The 20553-nt window shown below is 57.4% G+C and carries 20 protein-coding genes and 1 riboswitch; of the genes, 6 read left to right on the forward strand and 14 right to left on the reverse strand.

What is annotated here, in order from left to right; translation table 11 throughout:
• Positions 1–171 precede the first annotated feature (171 nt).
• A complete protein-coding gene (locus PV407_RS28320) occupies positions 172–1077 on the forward strand; it encodes a LysR substrate-binding domain-containing protein (protein ID WP_442951720.1) in 906 nt (301 codons plus the stop codon).
• A 14-nt stretch (positions 1078–1091) separates the two neighbouring features.
• On the opposite strand, the gene PV407_RS28325 is transcribed toward PV407_RS28320, so the two are convergent.
• The 3 genes from PV407_RS28325 to PV407_RS28335 are packed head-to-tail and all read right to left on the reverse strand — an operon-like array spanning position 1092 to position 4402.
• Positions 1092–2345: a cation:proton antiporter gene (locus PV407_RS28325; RefSeq protein WP_332093361.1), complete on the reverse strand. Its 1254-nt coding sequence runs from the start codon at positions 2343–2345 to the stop codon at positions 1092–1094.
• A gap of 24 nt (positions 2346–2369) precedes the next feature.
• The gene (locus PV407_RS28330) at positions 2370–3038 is read right to left on the reverse strand and encodes a potassium channel family protein (protein ID WP_332093362.1); all 669 of its coding nucleotides are present in this window, start codon (positions 3036–3038) and stop codon (positions 2370–2372) included.
• Positions 3039–3052: 14 nt separating this feature from the next.
• Complete coding sequence (locus PV407_RS28335; RefSeq protein WP_332093363.1) at positions 3053–4402, reverse strand: TrkH family potassium uptake protein; 1350 nt, start codon at positions 4400–4402, stop codon at positions 3053–3055.
• 115 nt (positions 4403–4517) lie between these two features.
• Positions 4518–4667, reverse strand: a riboswitch (cyclic di-AMP (ydaO/yuaA leader).
• A 277-nt stretch (positions 4668–4944) separates the two neighbouring features.
• On the opposite strand from PV407_RS28335, the gene PV407_RS28340 reads away from it, so the two are divergent.
• Positions 4945–6555 carry a CPBP family intramembrane glutamic endopeptidase gene (locus PV407_RS28340; protein ID WP_332093364.1) on the forward strand — a complete coding sequence of 537 codons (1611 nt, stop codon included), beginning with the start codon at positions 4945–4947 and terminating at the stop codon, positions 6553–6555.
• Positions 6556–6834: 279 nt separating this feature from the next.
• Here the strand turns inward: PV407_RS28340 and uvrC are convergent, their stop codons facing one another.
• Complete coding sequence (gene uvrC / locus PV407_RS28345; protein ID WP_332093365.1) at positions 6835–8835, reverse strand: excinuclease ABC subunit UvrC; 2001 nt, start codon at positions 8833–8835, stop codon at positions 6835–6837.
• A gap of 154 nt (positions 8836–8989) precedes the next feature.
• Positions 8990–9307 (reverse strand): thioredoxin, encoded by a 318-nt coding sequence (gene trxA, locus PV407_RS28350; RefSeq protein ID WP_332093366.1) that lies wholly within the window; start codon positions 9305–9307, stop codon positions 8990–8992.
• 325 nt (positions 9308–9632) lie between these two features.
• Here trxA and PV407_RS28355 point away from each other — a divergent pair, with 325 nt between their 5' ends.
• Together PV407_RS28355 and PV407_RS28360 are read left to right on the forward strand one after the other, a co-directional pair.
• The gene (locus tag PV407_RS28355; RefSeq protein WP_332093367.1) at positions 9633–9767 is read left to right on the forward strand and encodes a YqzM family protein; all 135 of its coding nucleotides are present in this window, start codon (positions 9633–9635) and stop codon (positions 9765–9767) included.
• A gap of 305 nt (positions 9768–10072) precedes the next feature.
• The gene (locus PV407_RS28360) at positions 10073–10882 is read left to right on the forward strand and encodes a helix-turn-helix transcriptional regulator (protein WP_332093368.1); all 810 of its coding nucleotides are present in this window, start codon (positions 10073–10075) and stop codon (positions 10880–10882) included.
• Positions 10883–11229: 347 nt separating this feature from the next.
• Here the strand turns inward: PV407_RS28360 and PV407_RS28365 are convergent, their stop codons facing one another.
• The 7 genes from PV407_RS28365 to PV407_RS28395 form a co-directional block, all read right to left on the reverse strand.
• Positions 11230–12588, reverse strand: coding sequence for an ABC transporter substrate-binding protein (locus tag PV407_RS28365; protein ID WP_332093369.1), 1359 nt, complete (start codon positions 12586–12588; stop codon positions 11230–11232).
• A 210-nt stretch (positions 12589–12798) separates the two neighbouring features.
• Entirely contained in the window at positions 12799–12957 is a 159-nt protein-coding gene (locus PV407_RS28370; protein WP_332093370.1) for a hypothetical protein, read from the reverse strand.
• Positions 12954–13340: a hypothetical protein gene (locus PV407_RS28375; RefSeq protein WP_332093371.1), complete on the reverse strand. Its 387-nt coding sequence runs from the start codon at positions 13338–13340 to the stop codon at positions 12954–12956. Before PV407_RS28375 ends, PV407_RS28370 begins: the two co-directional genes overlap by 4 nt.
• 923 nt (positions 13341–14263) lie before the next feature.
• A complete protein-coding gene (dnaI, locus tag PV407_RS28380; protein ID WP_332093372.1) occupies positions 14264–15223 on the reverse strand; it encodes a primosomal protein DnaI in 960 nt (319 codons plus the stop codon).
• 96 nt (positions 15224–15319) lie between these two features.
• Positions 15320–16816 (reverse strand): DnaD domain protein, encoded by a 1497-nt coding sequence (locus PV407_RS28385; protein ID WP_332093373.1) that lies wholly within the window; start codon positions 16814–16816, stop codon positions 15320–15322.
• A gap of 181 nt (positions 16817–16997) precedes the next feature.
• Positions 16998–17885: an alpha/beta fold hydrolase gene (locus tag PV407_RS28390; RefSeq protein WP_332093374.1), complete on the reverse strand. Its 888-nt coding sequence runs from the start codon at positions 17883–17885 to the stop codon at positions 16998–17000.
• Positions 17886–17993: 108 nt separating this feature from the next.
• Positions 17994–18308 carry a YuiB family protein gene (locus PV407_RS28395; protein WP_442951721.1) on the reverse strand — a complete coding sequence of 105 codons (315 nt, stop codon included), beginning with the start codon at positions 18306–18308 and terminating at the stop codon, positions 17994–17996.
• A gap of 190 nt (positions 18309–18498) precedes the next feature.
• Here PV407_RS28395 and PV407_RS28400 point away from each other — a divergent pair, with 190 nt between their 5' ends.
• Both PV407_RS28400 and hemQ read left to right on the forward strand, forming a co-directional pair.
• Positions 18499–19125 carry a DUF3298 and DUF4163 domain-containing protein gene (locus tag PV407_RS28400; RefSeq protein ID WP_332093376.1) on the forward strand — a complete coding sequence of 209 codons (627 nt, stop codon included), beginning with the start codon at positions 18499–18501 and terminating at the stop codon, positions 19123–19125.
• 134 nt (positions 19126–19259) lie between these two features.
• Positions 19260–20006: a hydrogen peroxide-dependent heme synthase gene (hemQ, locus tag PV407_RS28405; protein WP_332093377.1), complete on the forward strand. Its 747-nt coding sequence runs from the start codon at positions 19260–19262 to the stop codon at positions 20004–20006.
• Between the two features lie 73 nt (positions 20007–20079).
• On the opposite strand, the gene sda is transcribed toward hemQ, so the two are convergent.
• Together sda and PV407_RS28415 are read right to left on the reverse strand one after the other, a co-directional pair.
• Positions 20080–20217, reverse strand: coding sequence for a sporulation histidine kinase inhibitor Sda (sda, locus tag PV407_RS28410; protein WP_332093378.1), 138 nt, complete (start codon positions 20215–20217; stop codon positions 20080–20082).
• A complete protein-coding gene (locus PV407_RS28415; RefSeq protein WP_332093379.1) occupies positions 20214–20447 on the reverse strand; it encodes a hypothetical protein in 234 nt (77 codons plus the stop codon). The genes sda and PV407_RS28415 overlap by 4 nt, the downstream gene beginning before the upstream one ends.
• Between the last annotated feature and the right edge of the window lie 106 nt (positions 20448–20553).

Genomic DNA, 20553 nt, shown 5'->3' on the forward strand with positions numbered 1-20553 from the left:
TAAAACCCGGAATGTGAACAATGTTCGAATTTTTGCTCCCTTGACAGCTTTCATGTTACTCCCATTGGCCTTATAATGGAAGTGCCGTTTTTTTATAATTCGTTATACAATAAACGCATAAGGTAACGACAACGCGCTCATCTCGCAGCGCTCGGAAAGGAAGAGGTACGCATGCTGCCGAATATGGACGTATTTGCCGACGTCGTCGAACACGGAAGCTTGAACCGGGCCGCCCAGGCGCTCAACATTTCGCAGCCGGCGCTGTCCCGCAAAATCGCCCAGCTGGAGGAGGAGCTCGGCATCCTGCTGTTCGACCGCAAAGGCAAAAAGCTGGAGCTGACCCGCCTCGGGCAAATCGCCTACGAATACGCCGTCGAAATGCGCGAGATGGAACGGAAGCTGCTGCAGCGCATCGCCGAGCATCATTCTTCCTTTAAAAGCATTACGATCGGCGCGAGCCTGACGACGCTGCAATCGACGCTGCCGGACCTGATCGCGCTGTATACGCGGGACTTTCCGGAGACGGACATTAAAGCGATTACCGGGAAAACGCACGAAATCGTCAGCCTCGTCAAAGAAAATAAAGTCGATCTCGGACTGGTGGCGTCCAAAATCGACAATCCCGACTTGACCTGCATTCCGCTGTTCGACGATCATTTGTGCCTCGTCCTTCCCGCGAACCATCGCTGGGTCGACAAGCCGGGCATCGAAATCGGCGAGCTGCGCGAGCTGCCGATGATTTTGTTTTCCAAAGGCACGTGGTATCGCATCCTGATGGACGAGCTGTTTCACCGGTACACCGTCTACCCCGACGTGAAAATGGAAATCGATTCGTTCGAGGCGATTCTCCGGCTCGTCTCCACCTGCAACGTCGCCACGCTGCTGCCGAAATCGTATTTGCGGCCGTCCGTGCTCGACAACAACGGTCTCGTGCTGCGCAACATTCCCGAGCTGCAGGAGACGACCCGGACGACGTCGCTGCTGTTCGGCCGCGAATCGTCGCTGAACGCCTCGACGCGCGGCTGGATCCGCAAAGCGAAGGAGCATTATTCGCCCGGCGGCTCCGGATTGCTGTAGCGCCGGCTCCGGCCTTACGTCGCTCGGCCCTCCGCATGTCCGTCGGAAACTTCCAGGCCGAGCTTTTTGGCCGCATAGGCGGTCGTGCTCGCCTGCACGACGATCGTCATCAATATCGCCATGAACGTGACCGCCGATATGACGTCGGCATGGGCGATTCCCGCGCCTGCGATCATGCCGGACAGCGCCGCCGGAATGACGCCGGTTTCGCGCACCCAGCACATGAACAGCAGCTCGCTGCGCCGCCAGCTCGCCTTCCGGTCCGGCCATGCGCAGACGAACACCGTAATCGGCCGGGCGACGAACATGAAGACGGCGATCACGGCAAGGCCGGGCAGCAAATAGGCGAACACGACGCGGAAGTCGACCTGGCTCCCGAGCAAAATGAAAATGAGCATCCGCATAATGACGGTGACGTTATCCGAGAAATGATCCATTTCCCGCAGCTTGTCCTCCATCTTCAGGCCGAACGTCCCGGAATTGCCCCAGATGAGACCGGCCGTAAACGTCGCCATAAATCCGCTCACCTGCAGCTGCTCCCCGAGCAAATAGGCGCCGAGCGCCGTAACGACCATCGCGATCGTCGTATAATCGCGCAAAATGCCGAGGCGGAAATGCGCCACCAAATAGGTGAGCAAAAAGCCGACGGCCAGTCCGAGCAGAATGCCTCCCGCCGCCGATACGACGAAGTCCGCCGCCGCGCCCCCGAGCGTCACCCGTTCCGTGCCGAGAATGACGGCCATGACCGAGAACGTCAAAATCGAACCGGTCGCGTCGTTGAACGCGGATTCGCTTTCCACCGTCTCGCGCACCTTTTCCCGGATGCGGACTTGGCGGAACACCGGGATGATCGTCGCCGGATCCGTCGAGCTGATGATCGCTCCGAGCAGCAGCGCGTACAGCCACGGCAGGCCGAGCACATAATGGGAGGCCGCGGCGACGATCGCCGCCGTGATCAGGACGCCCGGGACGCTCAGCATCGTCAGCGTCACCCACACCTTTTTCAGCCCGGTCAGCTTAATGTTGCGGCCGCCGTCGAACAATATAAGCGCCGAGCCGACGGTCAGGATGAATTGGTTCGTGAACGAGCCGCTCGTTTCCGTAACGAGATGCAGCCCTTGCCCGACGACGATCCCCGCGACGAGAAACAGGGCGACGTCGGGTATTTTCAGGACGGAGGCCAGCTTGCCGGACACCATGCCGAGGCCGAAGATAAGGACGAGCAAAAACAGGACGTGATGGATGACCAGTTCGGTGCCGTTTTCCATGACGGGCGCTCCTTTCGCCGGACGCTACGCTTCTTCCCCGAGCTCTTCCTCGAACGATTCGATCTGCTTGTTCGTCCCGATGATGACCATCACGTCGCGCTCGTTGATGACGTCCGTGGCGGCCGGAGCGATAATGACGCCGTTCTTCTTGTTGATCGCGACGACGCTGCAGCCGTATCTCGCCCGCGGATCGAGCTCCTTGAGCGAAACGCCGTTCAATCGTCCGGGTACGGACAGCTCGGCGATCGTATAATCTTTCGACAGCTCGATATAGTCGAGCAAATTCGGATTGGCCAGCTGGTGCGCCACGCGGATGCCCATATCGCGTTCGGGATAAATGACCCGGTCTACGCCGAGCCGTTCCAGCACTTTGCCGTGCAGCTCCGTCAGCGCTTTCGCCACGACCGTTTTCACCCCGAGATCCTTGAGCAAAATGGCGGTCATGATGCTCGCCTGGATGTCGTCGCCGATCGATACGATCGCGCAGTCGAAATTGCGGATGCCGATCGAGCGCAGCGTCTCCTCCTCCGTCGAATCGGCGACGATCGCGTGCGTCAAAATATCGGCCATTTCGTCCACCGCTTCCTCGTCGCGGTCGATGCCGAGCACCTCGAGACCCTGATTGACAAGCTCCCTCGCCAGACTGGCGCCGAACCGGCCCAAGCCGATGACGGCAAACTGTTTCATTTTCATCGCATTCGCAGCTCCTATCCGATAATGATTTTGCCTTCCGGATGTCTGTACAGCTCTTTATCCGGCTTCGGCTGCAGCGCGTAGGCGAGCGTTACCGGCCCCAGCCTTCCCGCGAACATCGTAAGCATGATCATGATTTTGCCGAAGGTCGTCAAATCGGGCGTCAGTCCCATCGACAGGCCGACCGTGCCGAAAGCCGACGTCGTCTCGAACAAGATCATCAAAAAGGGATGATCCTCCGTCGTGGACAGCAGCATCGCCACGAAGATGACCAAAAAGATGGCGAACAGCGTAAGCGTAATCGCTTTATAGATGCGGTCTTTCGCAAGACGGTTATGAAACAGCACGATGTCTTCCTTGCCGCGAATCATCGCGACCATCGCCCCGATCAGCGTCGTAAACGTCGTCGTCTTGATCCCGCCGCCCGTCGAGCCGGGAGATGCGCCGATAAACATCAGGATGATGATGAAAAATTGCGTCGCCTGCCGCAGTCCGGCGATATCGACGGTATTCGCCCCCGCCGTCCGCGGCGTCACCGATTGGAAAAACGCGGCGAGCACTTTGCCGGTTCCGTTCAACGAGCCGAGCGTGCGCGGATTCGTATATTCGAACAGGAAAATGACGATGGCGCCGAACACGATCAGAAAGCCGGTCATGCTGAGCACGACCTTCGAATGGAGCGACAGCTTTCGTTTCTTCCTGAAATCCATCGCGTCGGACATGACGATGAAGCCGATCCCGCCCAGCACGATCAGCGACATCGCGACGACGTTGACCAATACATCGTCGGCGTACGGCATCAGGCTGCGAAATTCGCCGGACAAGTCGAAGCCGGCGTTGTTGAACATCGAAACCGCATGGAACAAGCCGCGGTATACGGCTTCGCCGACCGGAAAATCAAGCGACCAGCGGATCGCCAGCAGCAGCGCCGCGACGAGCTCGATCGTCAGCGAGTAGACGAGCACTTTGCGGATGAGCCGGACGATCCCTTCCATCGATCCTTGATTGAGCGCTTCCTGCAAAATGAGCCGTTCCCGCAGCGAAATGCGTTTGCGCAGCACGAGCGCGATCAGCGTCGACATCGTCATGAAGCCGAGTCCGCCGACCTGGATGAGCGCCATGATGACGATTTGCCCGAATACGGAAAAATAAGTGCCCGTATCGACGACGACAAGCCCCGTTACGCAGGTCGCGGACGTGGCCGTAAACAGCGCGTCGACGAACGGCAAGCCTTGGCCGTTCGAAGTCGACACCGGAAGCGACAGCAGCACGCCTCCGAGCACAATGATCGCCGCGAAGCCGATAACGAGAATTTGCGGCGGCGTAAGCCGTTCGAATACCGTTCTGGTTCGGTTGCTTTTCAAAGGGGTCACCTCCGGCGGTTGAACGAGCTCGAATCGGTGCGGGTCCAGGGAGAAAACCGCCTTTTTGGGAACAACAAAAAAAGGCACTGGAAGACCAGGTGCCGTTTTCGCGGATTGGTTTCCTGACTGGAGCCTACGAGGTTAGCTGACGGATTCGGGTTGTTAGGCACCCTATTCGCGACGGCCGCCGGAGCGGCTTATGCGAAATTCACCCCAAAATACATGGTTCCCCCGTTTTCGCAAAGAAATTCGGCTCGTTATGGTTGATAAGGTCTGACGAAGTGATTATAATCCTGCGGCGGCAATAGTACAAAGCCGCAATTTCATGAAAAAACCGTTGAAAACGCGAATGAAGTCAAATTCCGGAGCGTGTCGGACCGTTTTCGCGGTCGGCACCTTCCTTGCTTCCGTTTAAGTGGCATTTCGAAATAAAGTGTGTTACGTTAAGGAGAACGCCCCAAAATTCGGGCCTTCGAGGTTCGCTTCGATCGAAGGCGCTTGCGGGGATACGATACGGAACCTTATTCGCGGGGAGGTCACGCATGCGGCAGCACCCTATTACCCGGCTCGGAACGTGGGCGATCGTCGGCATCATCCTGTTCGTCGTTACGAACTGGTGGCCGTCGATCGCGGGGAAGGACGAATCCGCGGTCATCGCCGAAACGCGCCCCGCCCTCTCGAAGCAGGCGGCCGCGGCGGCGGCCGAAGCCTACATAGCCGGCCTAAACGGCGGGTCCGTGCAGGCGACGCTCGTCATGTACGAATCCGATCAGCTGCTGAGCGGCTACGTGCAGAAGGAGCGGCTGGTCAAGCCGTATAAAGCGGAGTTCGAGAAGCTCGTGCCGATCGACTATTACCGGGTCGAGCTCGGAGGCGGCGGGAAAACCGGCTTTTTGGTCGACGTCGACCTGAAGAGCGGCGAAGTGATCGGCTGGCAAAAACGCAGCGACGGCGCGGCGCCTTCCGTGCGCGAAGGTCGCCGCATCGCCGAATCGTATATGCGTCAGGCGGGCAAGCCGCTGGAGTCGTACGAGATGCTGCTGCCGAACAAGACTCAGCCTTATCAGTTCGCGTTCGAGCATCGGAGCGCGAAGCTCGGGGAGGCGAAGCTGCGGCAGGTCGTCGAAATTCGCGGCGGCGAGGTGACCGCGTACCGGACGGAGCTGCGCGCGCCGGACAGCCATATCGCCTGGGTCGAGCGGCAGGATCGCGCCGCGGCGTCCATGACGTCGTGGAACCTGATCATTTCGGCGGCGATGGGCCTCGCGGCGATCGTTCTCATGATCGTCCACCGGAAACGGATCGCCTTCGTCCGCGGCTTGTGGCTGACGTTTACGTTTCTCGTCCTGTACTGGACGAACAATTCCAATATGGCGCCCGCCTTCAAAACGTTGTCGTCGCCCGGAGCCGATCCGTTTTTGTCCGTCGACGCCGCGCCCGGCATGGTAATCGTCATGAACGTCGTCGTCACCTTGATGGGGCTGATCGGCTACGTTTCGCTCGCCGCCGGGCAGCCGCTATGGCGCGATCACGGCATGCGCCCGTGGCCGAGATGGCGGGAGCCGGCGTTCGGCGTTCATACGACGGATAGCATGAAGCGGGGCTATATGATCGCCTGCTTGATGCTCGGCCTGCAATCGCTGCTGTTTTTCGTAGCCGAGCAGCGGTTCGACATGTGGGCGGTGACCGATCCGTCCGGCTCGCTGTACAACCTGTACAGGCCGGAGCTGTTTCCGCTCATGGCGTGGACGGCCGCGATATCCGAAGAAGCGATATACCGCTTTTTCGGCATCGCGCTTTTCAAGAAGCTGCTGCGCAGCACGTTTCTCGCCGTGCTCGTGCCGAGCATGATCTGGGCGTTCAGCCATACGCAATATCCGATCTATCCGGTATATACGCGATTCGTCGAAGTGACGGCGCTCGGGGTTTTGCTCGGATACGCGTTTTTGAAATACGGCTTCGCGACCGTCCTGTTCGCGCACGCCGTCATGGACAGCCTGCTCATGAGCTTCTCGCTGATGAACATCGGCACGGCCGCGGACATCGCGCTGGGCTTGGTTTACATCGTTTCGCCGGCCTTGCTGGCCGTGCTGCTCCGGATGCTGCACCGGCGGTTTATCGCGCGGCGGGGCGTTTCGGATTTTCGGACCTAGCGGCGGCGAATGGCGTCGGTCGGGTATGCGTGCCGGAGTTGCGGAACCGATTTCCGCTAATTCGGCCCCATACGCTGCGTTAACCTCGGCAAACGAAAAAAATCCGCTATTTCGTCCTATTCGGCTGTTTGAAGCCGGAATCGGTCGGAATAGCGGAATTTTTTTTCTTTATTTTAACGAAAATGCCGGGAAAATTGCGTAGTGACGGAAATCGGTTCCGCTATGATGCGTCAGGCGAACCGGCGGAGCACTTTCGATCCCGGGGCGCGAACCTGCGCGCTATTCGGCGGCATCCGCCGATTCGTCCGGCCCGTGCAGCGCGGCCAATATGTCGCGGGCGAGCTTGTCGCCGATGCCGATCGGCCGGAAATCGTCGACGGACGCCTCCTTGATTTTTTTCAGCGAGCCGAAATGCTTCAGCAGCAGCTTGCGCCGCTTCTCCCCGATCCCCGGGATGCTGTCCAGCTGCGAAACGACCATCGATTTCGCCCGCGTCTCGCGGTGAAACGAAATGGCGAACCGGTGCACTTCCTCCTGGATGCGCTGCAGCAAGTAAAATTCCTGGCTGTCGCGCGGAATCGGCACGACCTCCGGCGGATCGCCCATCATCAGCTGCGCCGTCTTATGCTTCGCGTCCTTGACGAGACCGCATACCGGAATGTACAGGCCGAGCTCGTTTTCGAGCACGTCGATCGCCGCCGATATTTGGCCCCGCCCCCCGTCCACGACGACGAGATCCGGCAGCGGCAGCCCTTCCTTCAGCACGCGCTCGTACCGCCGCCGCACGACCTCGCGCATCGTCTCGTAATCGTCCGGACCTTTGACGGTCCGTATTTTGTATTTGCGGTATTCTTTCCGGTCCGGCTTGCCGTCGACGAATACGACCATCGCCGAAACCGGGTCGGCGCCTTGAATGTTCGAGTTGTCGAACGCCTCGATGCGGCGGACGGCGCCGAGGCCGATCCATTCGCCGAGACTTTCGACCGCTTTCACCGTCCGCTCCTCGTCCCGTTCGATCAAGCGGAACTTTTCTTCGAGCGCGACGCGGGCGTTGTCGCACGCCATGCCGACGAGCTGCTTTTTCCTGCCGCGCTGCGGCAGGTGCACCTTGATGTGCAGCCATTTCTCGAGCAGCTCGGCGACCTCGGGATCGGCCTGCCGCTCCTTCGCCTTTCCGTCGGCGCCGTCCTCACCCTCGTCCGGCCGCTCCGCGATCGAAGCCGCCTCAGCCTCGCCCTCGCCGTATTCGGCCGCGCCCTCCCGCACCGTCGCCGCGGCTTCGGCGTGTCCGGCCGGCTGCTCCGGCTTCCGCTGCGTCCCGGCCGGCAAAAACACTTCCTTCGGCATCGCCGGATTATCGCTGTAATACTGCGTGACGAACGTGATGAAATCGTCGTACTCGTTGCCGTAGTACGGGAACAGCGAGACGTGACGCTCGATCATTTTGCCTTGGCGCATGTACAAAATTTGCACGCACATCCAGCCCTTGTCGACGGCGTAGCCGAACACGTCGCGGTCGACCGCGTCGTTCATCGTGATCGTCTGCTTCTCCATCAGCGCGTCGATGCCCGCGATCTGGTCGCGCAGCTCTTTGGCGCGCTCGAAGTTCAGCTCCTCCGCGGCCGCGGTCATTTTGCGTGTCAGCTCTTCCTTGATCGCTTCGTGACCGCCGTTCAAAAAGCGGGTAATTTCCTGCACCATCCGCTCGTATTCGCCGGCCGGCACCTCGAACTCGCAAGGCGCGACGCACTGGCCGAGATGGTAGTACAAGCAGACGCGATCCGGCAGCGTGTTGCATTTGCGCAGCGGATACAGCCGGTCGAGCAGCTTTTTCGTTTGCTGCGCCGCAAAGGCGTTCGGGTACGGGCCGAAATATTTGCCTTTGTCCTTCAGCACTCTGCGCGTCACCTCGAGGCGCGGATGCTTCTCATGCGTAATCTTGATATACGGAAACGACTTGTCGTCCTTGAGCAGGACGTTATAGCGCGGATGATGCTGCTTGATCAGGTTGCACTCGAGAATGAGCGCCTCCATGTTGCTGGCCGTGACGATATATTCGAAATCGCAAATTTCCGCGACGAGGCGCTGCGTCTTGCCGTCGTGGCTGCCGGAAAAGTACGACCGCACCCGGTTTTTGAGCACCTTCGCCTTGCCGACGTAGATGATCGTGCCGTCGCGGTTTTTCATCAAGTAGCAGCCCGGCTTGTCCGGCAGCAGCGCCAGCTTGCGCTTGATCGCTTCGGCGATTTTGTCCGCTCCCCCGCCTCGCTCTTCCGTCATGCTTCACCCCTCCTTCGGTAACCCCGACACCCCGACCGTACAAAAAAAGCTCCGTTGTCGCAAACGCGAAACGGAACTCCCGTTCGTTCCTTATCCAATTATACGACGAGCGGGACTGTTCGCACAATCCCGCTCCGGCCGGTACGTATCGCGATTACAGATGACGGCCTACGACGTTTTTCAGCGCGTCCTTCGGCTGGAAGCCGACCACTTTGTCGACCGGCTGGCCATCCTTGAAGACGATCAGCGTCGGGATGCTCATGACGCCGAAGCGCGAAGCCGATTCCGGGTTGTCGTCCACGTTCAGCTTGGCGATCTTCAGCTGCTCGCCGACTTCTTTATCCAAATCTTCCAGCACCGGGGCGATCATTTTGCAAGGTCCGCACCACGGAGCCCAAAAATCTACAAGAACCGTTCCGCCGCTCTCGACTTCGCTTTTGAACGATTGGTCGGAAACTGTAACGATAGCCATCGAATTGTCCTCCCTTGTACTAACAAAAAGTGTGTCACTATAATTATTTTAATTAATTTTGTCCAACATGTAAAGTATACCACAAGTCGCACCCGTTTCATAACTGAAAACATATTCCGCACGCATCCCGCGCATACTATGCCGGAACAAGGATACGGTCGCTCGGGACGGCTTCGCCCCGGGAGGTTTCTTGCCCGGCGAAAAATGCGTTCGGGGTTCGCCGGCGCAATGTTTGAAGTTTTGTCACTTGTTTTCCTTTACAACCCATTCGGCGATTCGGTATACTGAACATAGCCAATTTTGCCAAGCTCGGGAGGAACATGGAATGACGGACCCTAGAATGCATATTAACGAAGAACCGAGAAACGATTTTCTCGATGTCGCGATCGGCTTCGGCGCCACGTTCGGATTTTTCTTTCTCGTTGCGCTCGTAGCTACGATCATTGAACTGTTCGTTTAAAATGACGCGCGGTTTTATGCCGCGACCGTACGAGTAAAAAGCTCTTTCGCCCGATGCAGGCGAAAGGGCTTTTTTTGTATGTGTCAATCAACCGGCGGTTGAGAAGCATATCGCTCCTCGATTACCAAATATAAGATATCGTTATATGTCGGGTATCGGAAACGGCTTCGGCTCCCGTTTGCCGCGTTTCTCGTTCAGACAATCCATATTCATGTCGGATATCCCTCCGTCAAGCGCGAATTTGCACAAAATGATGAAACGGGATGCTATAATTAAAAAAACGTCATGATGGGGACGGTGTAACGATGTCCGTCATCTCCGTACAAAACGATTACGATTTTTATATTTCCGAAATCGAGTATTTTAACGAACGCGAGGCGAATCCGGAATGGAGAATCGACGGACTCGTCTACCACAATTTTTACATTATCGCCTTCTGCAAAAGCGGCGAGGCGATTTATCGGTTCAACGGTACCGAGCATACCGTACGCAAGGGCGACCTGCTGTTTTTCCCGAAAGGACTCGTTCGCTCCGCCCATTCCAATCCGGACAATCCGTGGTCGTTTTATACGATCACCTTCGACGTTCGTTTCCAAAACGAGCAAGCCCGCGAGCTGTTCGACCGGTTCGATTACGTCATTCGCAGCCCGCAGCTGTACAAGCTGCAGACGATTTTCACCGAATTCAACCAGGTGTGGACCGGCAAGCGCAACGGTTTTACGATCCAATGCAAAAGCCTCATTATGAACATCCTGTACGCGATGATCCGCGAGCGGGATCGGCAGACGCACGGCTCGGCGCATTACAATGCGATCGAGCAAACGACCAACCACATTCTCGCCCACTACACGGACCATTTCTCCATCGCCGAGCTGGCGCGGCAGACAGGGTTAAGCCCCTCCCATTTCCGGCTGCTGTTCAAAAAAATTACCGGCATGACCGCGGTGCAATACCAAAACCATATCCGCATCAACAAGGCGAAAGATTTGCTGATGAGCGGCGAATGCAACGTGACCGAAGCCGCTTTGTCCGTCGGCTTCCAAGACATTTATTATTTCAGCCGGCTGTTCAAGCAGCTGACGGGCGAATCGCCGTCCCGGTACATCAGGGGGTAGGCGGCGTTCCCTGGGGAGACGGCCGCCCCAGCGAAACCGGATTATCGCGGCAAATCGTAAATGCCGTTGCGGTACGCCTCCACAAGCGCGAACATAAGCGGCGCGAAGCTGTGTACCTCGTCGCGGTGCGGCAGCTTAAGCGTGACGTACGCCCGGACACAGGCAGCCCGGACAGCTGAGCTCCGTGGAAAAGCCACAGCCGTGCGTTTGGACTGGTGCGGCAGCAGTGCCGCCGACAGCGCCTTGAAATAGGCTTCCGCCTTCGGCCGATGCGCCGAACGATTTGCGCCACAGAAAACGGAACCGACTGCAGGACGGCAGCCGGTTATCCGTTTCGGTTAAGCGCTTTATTTGCCGCTTTTGGCGTTGTATTCGTCGATCGCCTTCTGCGAAGCCTGCTCGGCGGTGCGGAACGCCGAATTGATGTCTGCCTCGCCTTTCAGGATCGAAAGCGCGGTATTGACGTTAATATTAATTAGGCTCGGATCGATGGCGGGCGTGTATACGATCGGCGCCGGCTTGTTCATAAACAGCGCCTTGTAGTTTTTGTCCTTGAACGGCGTATCCTGCGCATATTCGTTGCGCACCTTGTCCGCAGTGAGGACGGACATCCAGCCTTTGCGGGCGAGCGCGATCTGGTATTCCTCGGACACCATAAACTTGATCACCTTGAGCGCCGCATCTTTGTTTTTCGCCATCTTGGTCGGGCCGAAAAACATCGGGTACAGCTGAGAGCTTACGCCGGGCTTTTCCTTGAAGGCGGGTAAGGAAACCAAATCCCAGTTCATCGTCGAAAGCTCCGTCGGGTTGGTCAAATAAAGCTGCGCGAAAAAGGCGAGCGTCGCCACGTTTTGATCTTTGATAAAGCTGTTGATGCCGTTAAGCGCCCCCCCTTGAAGAAAGCTTTGCTTGTATGCCTCGCCGCCCATCATTTTGCCGAGCAGCGTTTCGTACAGCGTTTTCCAGCCGGGGTCGGTATTGATCAGCGGCTTGCCGGTCACTTTGTCCACCCGGGCTAGCGACAGCTGGTTGGCGCGCAAAATGTGGCTGAACGTCGTGGCGAAGCCGTAATATTGCCGGTCGCCGTCGAAACGCGTCATTTTTTTGGACAGCTCGGCCGCTTCGTCCCACGTCATACCGTCCTTCGGGTACGGCACGCCGAATTTCCCGAACAAGTCCTTGTTGTAATAAAGCGCTTCAACATTGCTCTGAACCGGCAAGCCGTAAATCGGGCCGCCCGTGTTGACCTTCATCGCCTCGAGCAGCGTCGGTTCGAACTTGCTCGTGTCGATCGCTTCCGTCTTCATCCAGTCGGTAATGTCCACCTGCAAGCCGTAATCCAGTAAAGCGCTTTCGAAGTTGCCGATCGTCGCGTAATAAATGTCGATCGTCGTGCCGGCCGCCACCAGCTCGGGCAGCGTCGTCGCTTTGTTGTTCGGGTCCACCCGGATGTAAGTCAGCTTGTAGTTCGGAAACTTTTTGCGGACCGGTTCCCCGTAATAGCGGTCGAAATATTCCTGCGATTGCTGCGAGTTGCCGAAAAACGCCAGTTCCGCCGCTTCGTTGTAATCGTCCGCCTTCGGGACGTTAGATGTCCCCGGCGGCGTGTCCGTGGAAGCGTTTCCATATCCGCAAGCGCCAAGCATGAGAGTGGTTGCGCACACGAGCGGAACCGCCAATGCCATCCTGCTTTTTCTGTTTCGCAAACGAATCGAGCCTCCTTCTTGCATTGATAACATTTGTTTCTTTTCGGGCAGACCGGTCGGACGGGTGTACCGCGATCGGTCCCAACAACCTACTGCTCCATTCTATCCGTTTGCGGCATCGCACGACATGCAGGAAACAACTAAGTATTAATCCGATTCGCTTACAATTCCTCCCACGCCCGAAGCGGCCTTATTCTCCCCGCCGCTTGATCACTGCAGCAGGACGCCCAACGCGATCGTCGGATGCTCGTCGATTTCGATCGCTCCGCCCCGCGGGCAAATTTTTCGCCTCCGGGCTGAGCAGGCAGGACGGGTGCGCTCGTACTCCGGCATGCTGTATCCGCCGTCCAAATTCGACCACAAGCTCATCCCTGCCTCATCTCGGCCCCCATATCGCCTTCCATCACCAGCTCCTCGCCGCTCGCCAACTCCCGCCGGACGATTAGCGGCTTGTCAAGCGACCCGCTTTGGTAATACACGTATTTGCCGTCCGGACTCCATGTTTGCCAATACCCGGTATGGAAATAGCCCGAATGCAGAGCGGCGCGGCCGAATCGGTCGAGCACCCGGCCGCCGCTCGATACAATCAATACTTCGCCGGTCTGCGTCTCCAAATTCCCGCCCGCCATCAGCACCCGTCCCGAACCGTCCGGCGCATAAGGACTCACCGTATAATAGCTGTGCACGCACCAGCGGTCCGCGACAGACAGCGGGCGGACGAGCAGTTCGTTAATCGTCCGGATCGAATTCATGGCGCGGCTCCTTCGCTCCCAAAATGTCGACGCCTTCAAGCATACCCTCATTATAGTCGGAGCCGCCGCAGGGGCACCATTCATGAAATGACCAAGGTTTGCACAAAATGATTGTTTCCGCAAAAAAATGCTTTCATCGGTCCGCTATACGTTCGACGCCTGCAAGGCGGCATTCGGCGAAGCGATCGACGCGTTCGGCAGATAAAAAAAACTGCCCGCCACGAATCGAGCAGCGTCAAAGGGACGGAGCCATGCACCGAGCGCCCGTCGTCAGGCTGCATCCGGGGGAGATCGATTTTGTCGGAGACACACTAACGAAACATATTTTATTAATAGTGAACGAGATTTGCTTATTTGCCATCTAGTTCGAGGAAATCCGACGATAGTACCCTGCATTTCACTATTACCGAACTTAAATTCGGCAATAGTGAACTTGCGTTCATAGATCGCCCGAAATCTCGTTTTTCGCACCAATAGCGCCGTCGCGTTTGTTAACAATGAAATTCGGTTCACTATCGCCGTAACCGACCCATATCGGGACGCCAGAACGAACGCCGAATGCACGGGCGAACAAACCCGCACCCGAACGCAGGCACGGACGCACGAACGCATGGACACACGCTGTCACTCCGGCGAAACTAGAACTTTCGGCACATAAGAAAAGCATGCGCTCGAAGCCTTTCGGTGATGTACATCCGTGTTTTAGCAGTAGCTTATTCTGTTAAAGAATGTCACACTTTGCTTTAGCGAAGTTAAACCAAAAAAAACCAGAGGCTCTGCCTCGGGTCTTTGGCGTATCCGTTTCGTTTGCGCGTAAGGAGGGCATGGGAAAGGGCTCGACCGCTGTTGAAATCGGCCTCCTTGGATTGTCATGGACTGCAGTCGGAATCCGATTTCAAAGCCGGACAAAAAAAACGGGGGCTTCAGCTCCCCGCCTTCCCCCGCTTGTTCGTCCCGTTGACGACGATCACGTCGACGAACGGCCGAATCCGGTCCATAATCCGCTGTCCTTTATACTCCTCGTCCCCGTCCTTGCTCGTAAAGCTGAAATGCTTCTCCAGCTCGTCCGGTTCGTGGTTGGACGTGAAAAACGTCGGCTTCCGGTTCATCCGGTAATTGAGTATCGCGCCCATGACGTGATCGCGCACCCACGGGTTCAAATTTTCCGCGCCGATGTCGTCGAACACGAGCAGGTCGGTTTCCTTCAGCAGCTCGATCGTCTCCTTGATCCGCTGCGGCTCGGCGAACATCGACTTCAAATCTTCGACGAAGTCCGGCATGTAGACGATCGCCCCGGTATGGCCGCTTTTCGCCAGCTGGTACAGCATGTAGCACATGAGAAACGTTTTGCCGGTGCCGAACGGGCCGACCAAATACAGCCCTTCCCGCTGCAGCCCTTCGGCTTGCGTCCGGCGAATATATTTCAGAATGGCGCCGACCGCCTCCACCCGCTCCGGATCGATGTCCACGATTTCGTCGGTCGAATAGCCGTGCGTCAGCGCCGTGTTGTCGATGTAGAAGCTGCGAATCCGGCCCCGGATCGCGTCCTGCGCCTGCTGCGCGATCAGCTTCCGGCACGTCACCTTCCGGTCGTGAACGTACGTCCGGCCTTGGACCGATTCGACCGCGATCATCGTATAATGCCCTTCGAAATCGTTCGGACATTGCTCGAGCCCCGGGCAATTCGAGCAGTTGCGATGCTCGGTCACGTACTGGTACAGCTTGTTCATGTTGAGCTTGACCGTATGGTCGTCCAGCTCCGGATGGGCGGCGCGCAGCTTCCGAACGAGCGGATCTTCCAGAAGCAGCTTCGTTTTTTGTTCGGCCGCCCGGGCGAACGAGGCGCTTCGCCACTGGCCGAGCACGTCGGATAACGATTCCATGTCGATCGGCACGCTCCTTTCGTTCGTCTCCCGTTCAGAATGGCCGCCGCGCGAAATGCGGCCCGAAGCCGCGGCCTGTCAAAGCCAAAGTCAACGTCAAGTGCCTTTGCCGTCGATTTCGCGGGCCAGCTTGCGAATTTCCGCCAGCTTCTCCTCGCTGACCGGCTTTTGCGCGGGTATGTCGGTAATGATCGCGATTTTCGGCTTTTGCTGGCGCATGCCGCGGCTTTTGCCGGCAAGCGTTCCGGACCTGCCCTCCGCTTTGCCGGAGCGCTGCTTCCGTTTGAGCGTCTGTTCGCGTATGTAGGCGACTGCTTGTTCGTAGCTCGAAATTCCTTTCGCCAGCATGTTGGAGGCGACGGTATCGATATAATTTTTCGTCCACGACGATTCCTTGTACACGTGCAGATGGTGGATCATGACATTGATCACTTCGTCCGGCATCCGGTAGTTGACGTCGATTTTCTCGAAAATTTCGGACACCGTCTTCGGGACGGACCCTTTCTGGAAAAACCGTTCGAGCACCTTCGTGTACGGCTCGTTGCGCATAATCAGGTTGTACTGGTGCTGGTTGCACTGATTCATGAACATCGGCGGCACTTCGAGGTAATATTCCATCTCCACCGGCTTTTCCTCGATCGCGTCTCCCGGGGAAGACCTCGCCATGCCGGCGATTTTGTGGAACAGCCGCTCCCGCTCCTGCTCGCGGTCCTTGTCCTGGCGAAAATATAAGTTCGCTTTATATTGCAGCATATCGACCTCGAGCTTGCCGTCCTCGGTAAACATGCCGTCTTCGTCCAGCAGCCTGCACGTTTCGCGCAGCGATAAGTTGAATTTGCGGGCGATCTTGTTAATTTCGAACATTTGATCGGGGTTGTGGCGCAAATTTTCGACGAATGGACGATTGCGGGACGTGCCTCGGGGAAACCGCTGGATGATTTCGCTGTAGTGGAACGCCTTCGACGTGACGTCGAGATGACGCTCCGTCTCCCGGGCCGGCGCCGTCTCCTGCAGCGCCTGCTCCAGCTCGTGGTCGAACATTTGCGTATTGAGCCGGAATATTTCGTAGAACGGCACCGACAAATCTTCCGACAACAGCCCCGGATCCTGCATTTCCTCCGGTTCGGGCGAATAAAACTGCTCCCGCAGCGACAATACCGCGTATTTGCCGACCTTATCGTGCAGCAGCATGACGAGATGCTGGTTTTTGAAAAATTCTTGCGGCGTGAGCGGCCCGCTCAGCACGTACTCGTACATGTAGTCGTCGGCCGCCGGCGAATATTTGCGGTTCGTCTGCAGAAGACCGATCGCTTCCAGCTTCGACGCCTGCTCCGCCAGCAGCTTGCGTCCCCGCTCGCCGGGCTCGAGGTCGAGCGCCAGAAACAGCTTCCGCTGCTGCTCCAACTCCGAGAAGCCGGTACGGTCGCCGGAAACTTGCTGATAGAGCGTCTGGTAGACGCTGATCGCGAACCCGCCGATCATCGGCGAATAAATACCGGCCAGCACCCGGTAATCGAGTCCGCTGAGCGCAAAATCCCGGTACACGCAAAACCGGTGATTTTCCGTAAAATGCAATAGATTCGTAATGCGCATGAACGTGTCTCCATTCCTGCCTGGGGCAACTCGGGACGGATGATCGAATCCGTTTCTCTATTCTATCATAAAATCGACCCGAGCGTGTCGAAAACCTTGCGCTTCGAATCTAGCAAAAAATGTCCGGCCGGACGCGACGAAGCCCGGACCGCTTTCCGGGCGTCCGGGCTTTTGTTTCGCCTTACGTATGGATTTCCGGCTGCCGCTGCGCCTCGGAATCCGCGCCGGGAAGCAGCATTTGCGCCATTGACGGGTCCGGCCGGGGGGCGTCCGCCGCCGTCCTCGGCTTGTCGATGCCGGGGCGTACGGACCGGATCCAGCGCCGGATGCTTTCGTTCATCGCGAGCGCGGCTTTTGTCGGAATTTGATGCTTTTCGTCCAATTCGACCGTCTCGCAATTCGGCAGCATCTTCTCGAGCTTGCGTCGGTACCGCTTGAAGCCCCGGTCTTTCCCTCCGCACAGAAGAAGCACCGGAGCCTTCAATTCCCTAAGACGGCCCGTGCAGTTATAGTTCAGACTGTATTTGTAATATTGGTGAATGTTCGCCATGTTTCCGCGAACGGCATCCTTCAGCAAATTGCGGAACGTCAGCCCGCTGTCCGCGTTCCCCCAGGCGATCGCCCACATAAGCAGCCGGGTCATCGGCTTCGTTTTGGACAAATAGCTCGCCAGGCGAATCCGGCTTTTGAGGACGAGGTCGCTCACTTCGGACATGGCGCTGACGAGAATGCCGCCCACGAACCGGTCGGGGTAGTTCAGCATCGCCTCGAGCGCGATCGATCCTCCCGTCGAATAGCCGCAAACGAACGCTTTCGGAATGCCCAAATCGTCGAGCAGCCGCTTCATGTCTTCCGCGATGAGGGCGTACGTCAGCGGAGCGTCGGATGCGCCGCTTCGCCCGTGTCCGCGTATGTCGAACGTCACGACGGTAAACTCGCCCGCCAGCTGCACCTGCTGGTAGCGGAAATTGGCGCTCGTGAGCAGCGGCGGGTGGATGAACACGATCGGCGTTCCTTTGCCGTGGACCTCGTAATGGATGTGCGCCCCGTTGATCGCCGCGATCGGCATAGATGTTTCCCTCCAAAGGAAAATGTCGTATGTTCCTTTGTACGATTCCCCGGAAGGCTCGCATTTATTTCAGAAAAAAAGCTTCCCCGCAAACGGAGAAGCTTCGTCTCAAAACATTTTGTAGCCGCGCACCCGCAGCGCCTGGATCGTTTTGCCGCTCAATATCGCGCCTGCGAGACCGCAGACGAACAGCAAATATTCGCCGAACTTCAGTCCGGCCAGGTGGGCCAGCAGCGAATCGGAATTCCACGCCCAATAGACGAGCATGCCGATCACCGCGGCGAAATACAAATAAATGGGAAAATGGGTCGTTTTCAGCAGCATGTTGAAAATGAAGCCGATGCCGAACATGAGCACGAAGACGAGCACCATCAAAATGACGAGCTGGATGATGTCGATCACGGTATTCCCTCCCGAGGCCATTCCCGAAACTTTCACGTCCATTGTAGTGGAAACGGGATTCGAAGTAAAGGCCTTCCCGTCATTGTCAGGAAAACGTCATACGTTTCGCCGCGATAAACGGTAACGCCCGCGCCCGGTGCGGAATACGCTGGACTATTATAGGCTTTCGCACATCCCCCCAGCGAAACCGAACCGAAAGGAAGGAACGCCCATGCTGAACGAACCGTATACGCTGCCGCTGCAGATCCAAACCGTGCACCGGGTCGGGCCGAAGCTCGACCTGTACGTCCCGCGAATCGTAAACGCGCCGGACGCGGCGGCGCAGACGATCATGAACAACGCGATCGCCGGCGAAGTGCAGTCGATGCTGAAACAGCTCGGGTACGTCCCGAATTCGAAGACGACGGAAATCAGCGGCTTTTACGAAATCAAGACGAACGAACGGGGGCTGCTCAGCGTCGCCTTGAACATTTACGGCTATACGGAGCATGCGGCCCACGGCTTGACGCTCATCCATTCGCTGACGTTCGACATCCGGACCGGCCGGTCATATGCGCTGGCGGACTTGTTCGCGAAAGGCGGCGATTACGTCCGGCGCATATCCGGCATCGTGAAGGCGCAAATCGCGGAACGCGGCATCGAAACGCTGGAGCCGTTCGTCTCGATTCGTCCCGACCAGGACTTTTACGTGGCCGACAAAGCGCTCGTCGTCTATTTTCAGCTGTACGAAATTACGCCGTATGTGTACGGCTTCCCGATGTTCCCGATTTCCGTCTATTCGCTGCAGGACCTGATACCGGACGACAGTCCGATTCAGCCCATGCTCGTCAACGGTTGAGCGGCGCCTTCCCGCCGCGGCGGCGGAGGCGCGTTTTCCCTTCCTCATTTGCCCATCGGCGGCCGATTCGATACAATGAAGGACGAAAGCCCGATCCATCGAAACGGACCTACTCAGAGAGGAGCCTTTGACCTATGAGCGAAGCGGTACAAACATTGGAGGGCTGGTACGCCCTGCACGATTTTCGCGCGATCGATTGGAACGCCTGGAAGCGGCTTTCCGCGGACGAGCGCACCAAAGCGGAGGACGAGCTGCAGACGATGCTGAGCGAATGGAACGGCATCGAGCAGCAGAAGAAAGGAAGCACCGCTTTTTATTCGATCGTCGGCCAGAAGGCGGATTTCGTCTTCATGCATTTGCGCGAAACGTTGGACGAGCTGAACGAGCTGGAAAATGCGTTCAATAAATCGGCTTTCGCCCAATATACGATTCCGGTTTATTCGTACGTATCCGTCGTCGAGCTGAGCAGCTACATGGCGAAGCCGGGCATCGATCCGATGGAAGATCCGGAAGTGGCGGCGCGATTGAAGCCGATTTTGCCGAAAACGAAACATATTTGCTTCTACCCGATGAACAAACGCCGCTCCGGCGAAGACAACTGGTATATGCTCAGCATGGAGGAGCGCCGCGGCTTTATGCGCAGCCACGGAATGATCGGGCGCAGCTATGCCGGACGCGTCAAGCAGATCATTACCGGGTCGGTCGGCCTGGACGACTGGGAATGGGGCGTGACGCTGTTCGCGGACGATCCGCTGACGTTCAAAAAGCTCGTCTACGAAATGCGCTTCGACGAGGCGAGCGCCCGTTTCGGCGAATTCGGCGCGTTTTACGTCGGCAACCTGCTCGACGCCGATAAATGCCGCAGCATGCTGCGCGTATGAGCGAAGCCCCGCGAAACGACGCGGAGCTTAAACATTAAGCCCGATCCGCCGTGGATCGGGCTTTGTTATATCGTCAAGGAAGGCAGACCGGTAATTGCAGCTTCCTTTTCTCGATTTCTTTGCGCAAAATCTGAATAAAATCTTCGTCGAGCTTCCACTGTACCGACCGGATATAGCACTCGACCAGATGCTCGTCCTTCAGCAATCTCATCGCGCACCCTCCCATAGCAAAGCGTTCGGATCGCTTTCCAGTTCGCGGATCGCCGTATCCGTTATACGCTTGAACGTCTGCGCTTTCTGCAATATTTCACGGGACATGTCCTGCAAAAACAAATCGCGCTCTCCGACATCGGCCGGCAAAGTGAGGCGGTGCTTGTTATTGTGCAACACGGTTTGAATCGCCAGTTCAAAGAAACGCTCGTCTCCTTGACTTACCTTCATCATTTGTCCCTCCCAAGCTGTCATCGTGCAGCATGACTGATGACACGACTTCCATTTATATACACCTATGTTACCCAGAAATCGGTCCGGCGTCAGCGCAAACTTG

This window comes from Paenibacillus sp. GYB003 (assembly GCF_036577625.1).
Taxonomy (GTDB): domain Bacteria; phylum Bacillota; class Bacilli; order Paenibacillales; family NBRC-103111; genus Paenibacillus_AB.

Coding starts and splice junctions, on each gene's coding strand:
- PV407_RS28360 (WP_332093368.1), top strand. CDS start 10,073: ATGTCCGTCATCTCCGTACAAAACGATTACGATTTTTATATTTCCGAA.
- PV407_RS28325 (WP_332093361.1), bottom strand. CDS start 2,345: ATGGAAAACGGCACCGAACTGGTCATCCATCACGTCCTGTTTTTGCTC.
- PV407_RS28340 (WP_332093364.1), top strand. CDS start 4,945: ATGCGGCAGCACCCTATTACCCGGCTCGGAACGTGGGCGATCGTCGGC.
- PV407_RS28415 (WP_332093379.1), bottom strand. CDS start 20,447: ATGAAGGTAAGTCAAGGAGACGAGCGTTTCTTTGAACTGGCGATTCAA.
- trxA (WP_332093366.1), bottom strand. CDS start 9,307: ATGGCTATCGTTACAGTTTCCGACCAATCGTTCAAAAGCGAAGTCGAG.
- PV407_RS28400 (WP_332093376.1), top strand. CDS start 18,499: ATGCTGAACGAACCGTATACGCTGCCGCTGCAGATCCAAACCGTGCAC.
- sda (WP_332093378.1), bottom strand. CDS start 20,217: ATGAGATTGCTGAAGGACGAGCATCTGGTCGAGTGCTATATCCGGTCG.
- PV407_RS28390 (WP_332093374.1), bottom strand. CDS start 17,885: ATGCCGATCGCGGCGATCAACGGGGCGCACATCCATTACGAGGTCCAC.
- PV407_RS28370 (WP_332093370.1), bottom strand. CDS start 12,957: ATGAGCTTGTGGTCGAATTTGGACGGCGGATACAGCATGCCGGAGTAC.
- uvrC (WP_332093365.1), bottom strand. CDS start 8,835: ATGACGGAAGAGCGAGGCGGGGGAGCGGACAAAATCGCCGAAGCGATC.
- PV407_RS28395 (WP_442951721.1), bottom strand. CDS start 18,308: ATGGCCTCGGGAGGGAATACCGTGATCGACATCATCCAGCTCGTCATT.
- PV407_RS28330 (WP_332093362.1), bottom strand. CDS start 3,038: ATGAAAATGAAACAGTTTGCCGTCATCGGCTTGGGCCGGTTCGGCGCC.
- dnaI (WP_332093372.1), bottom strand. CDS start 15,223: ATGGAATCGTTATCCGACGTGCTCGGCCAGTGGCGAAGCGCCTCGTTC.
- PV407_RS28355 (WP_332093367.1), top strand. CDS start 9,633: ATGACGGACCCTAGAATGCATATTAACGAAGAACCGAGAAACGATTTT.
- PV407_RS28385 (WP_332093373.1), bottom strand. CDS start 16,816: ATGCGCATTACGAATCTATTGCATTTTACGGAAAATCACCGGTTTTGC.
- hemQ (WP_332093377.1), top strand. CDS start 19,260: ATGAGCGAAGCGGTACAAACATTGGAGGGCTGGTACGCCCTGCACGAT.
- PV407_RS28320 (WP_442951720.1), top strand. CDS start 172: ATGCTGCCGAATATGGACGTATTTGCCGACGTCGTCGAACACGGAAGC.
- PV407_RS28375 (WP_332093371.1), bottom strand. CDS start 13,340: ATGAATTCGATCCGGACGATTAACGAACTGCTCGTCCGCCCGCTGTCT.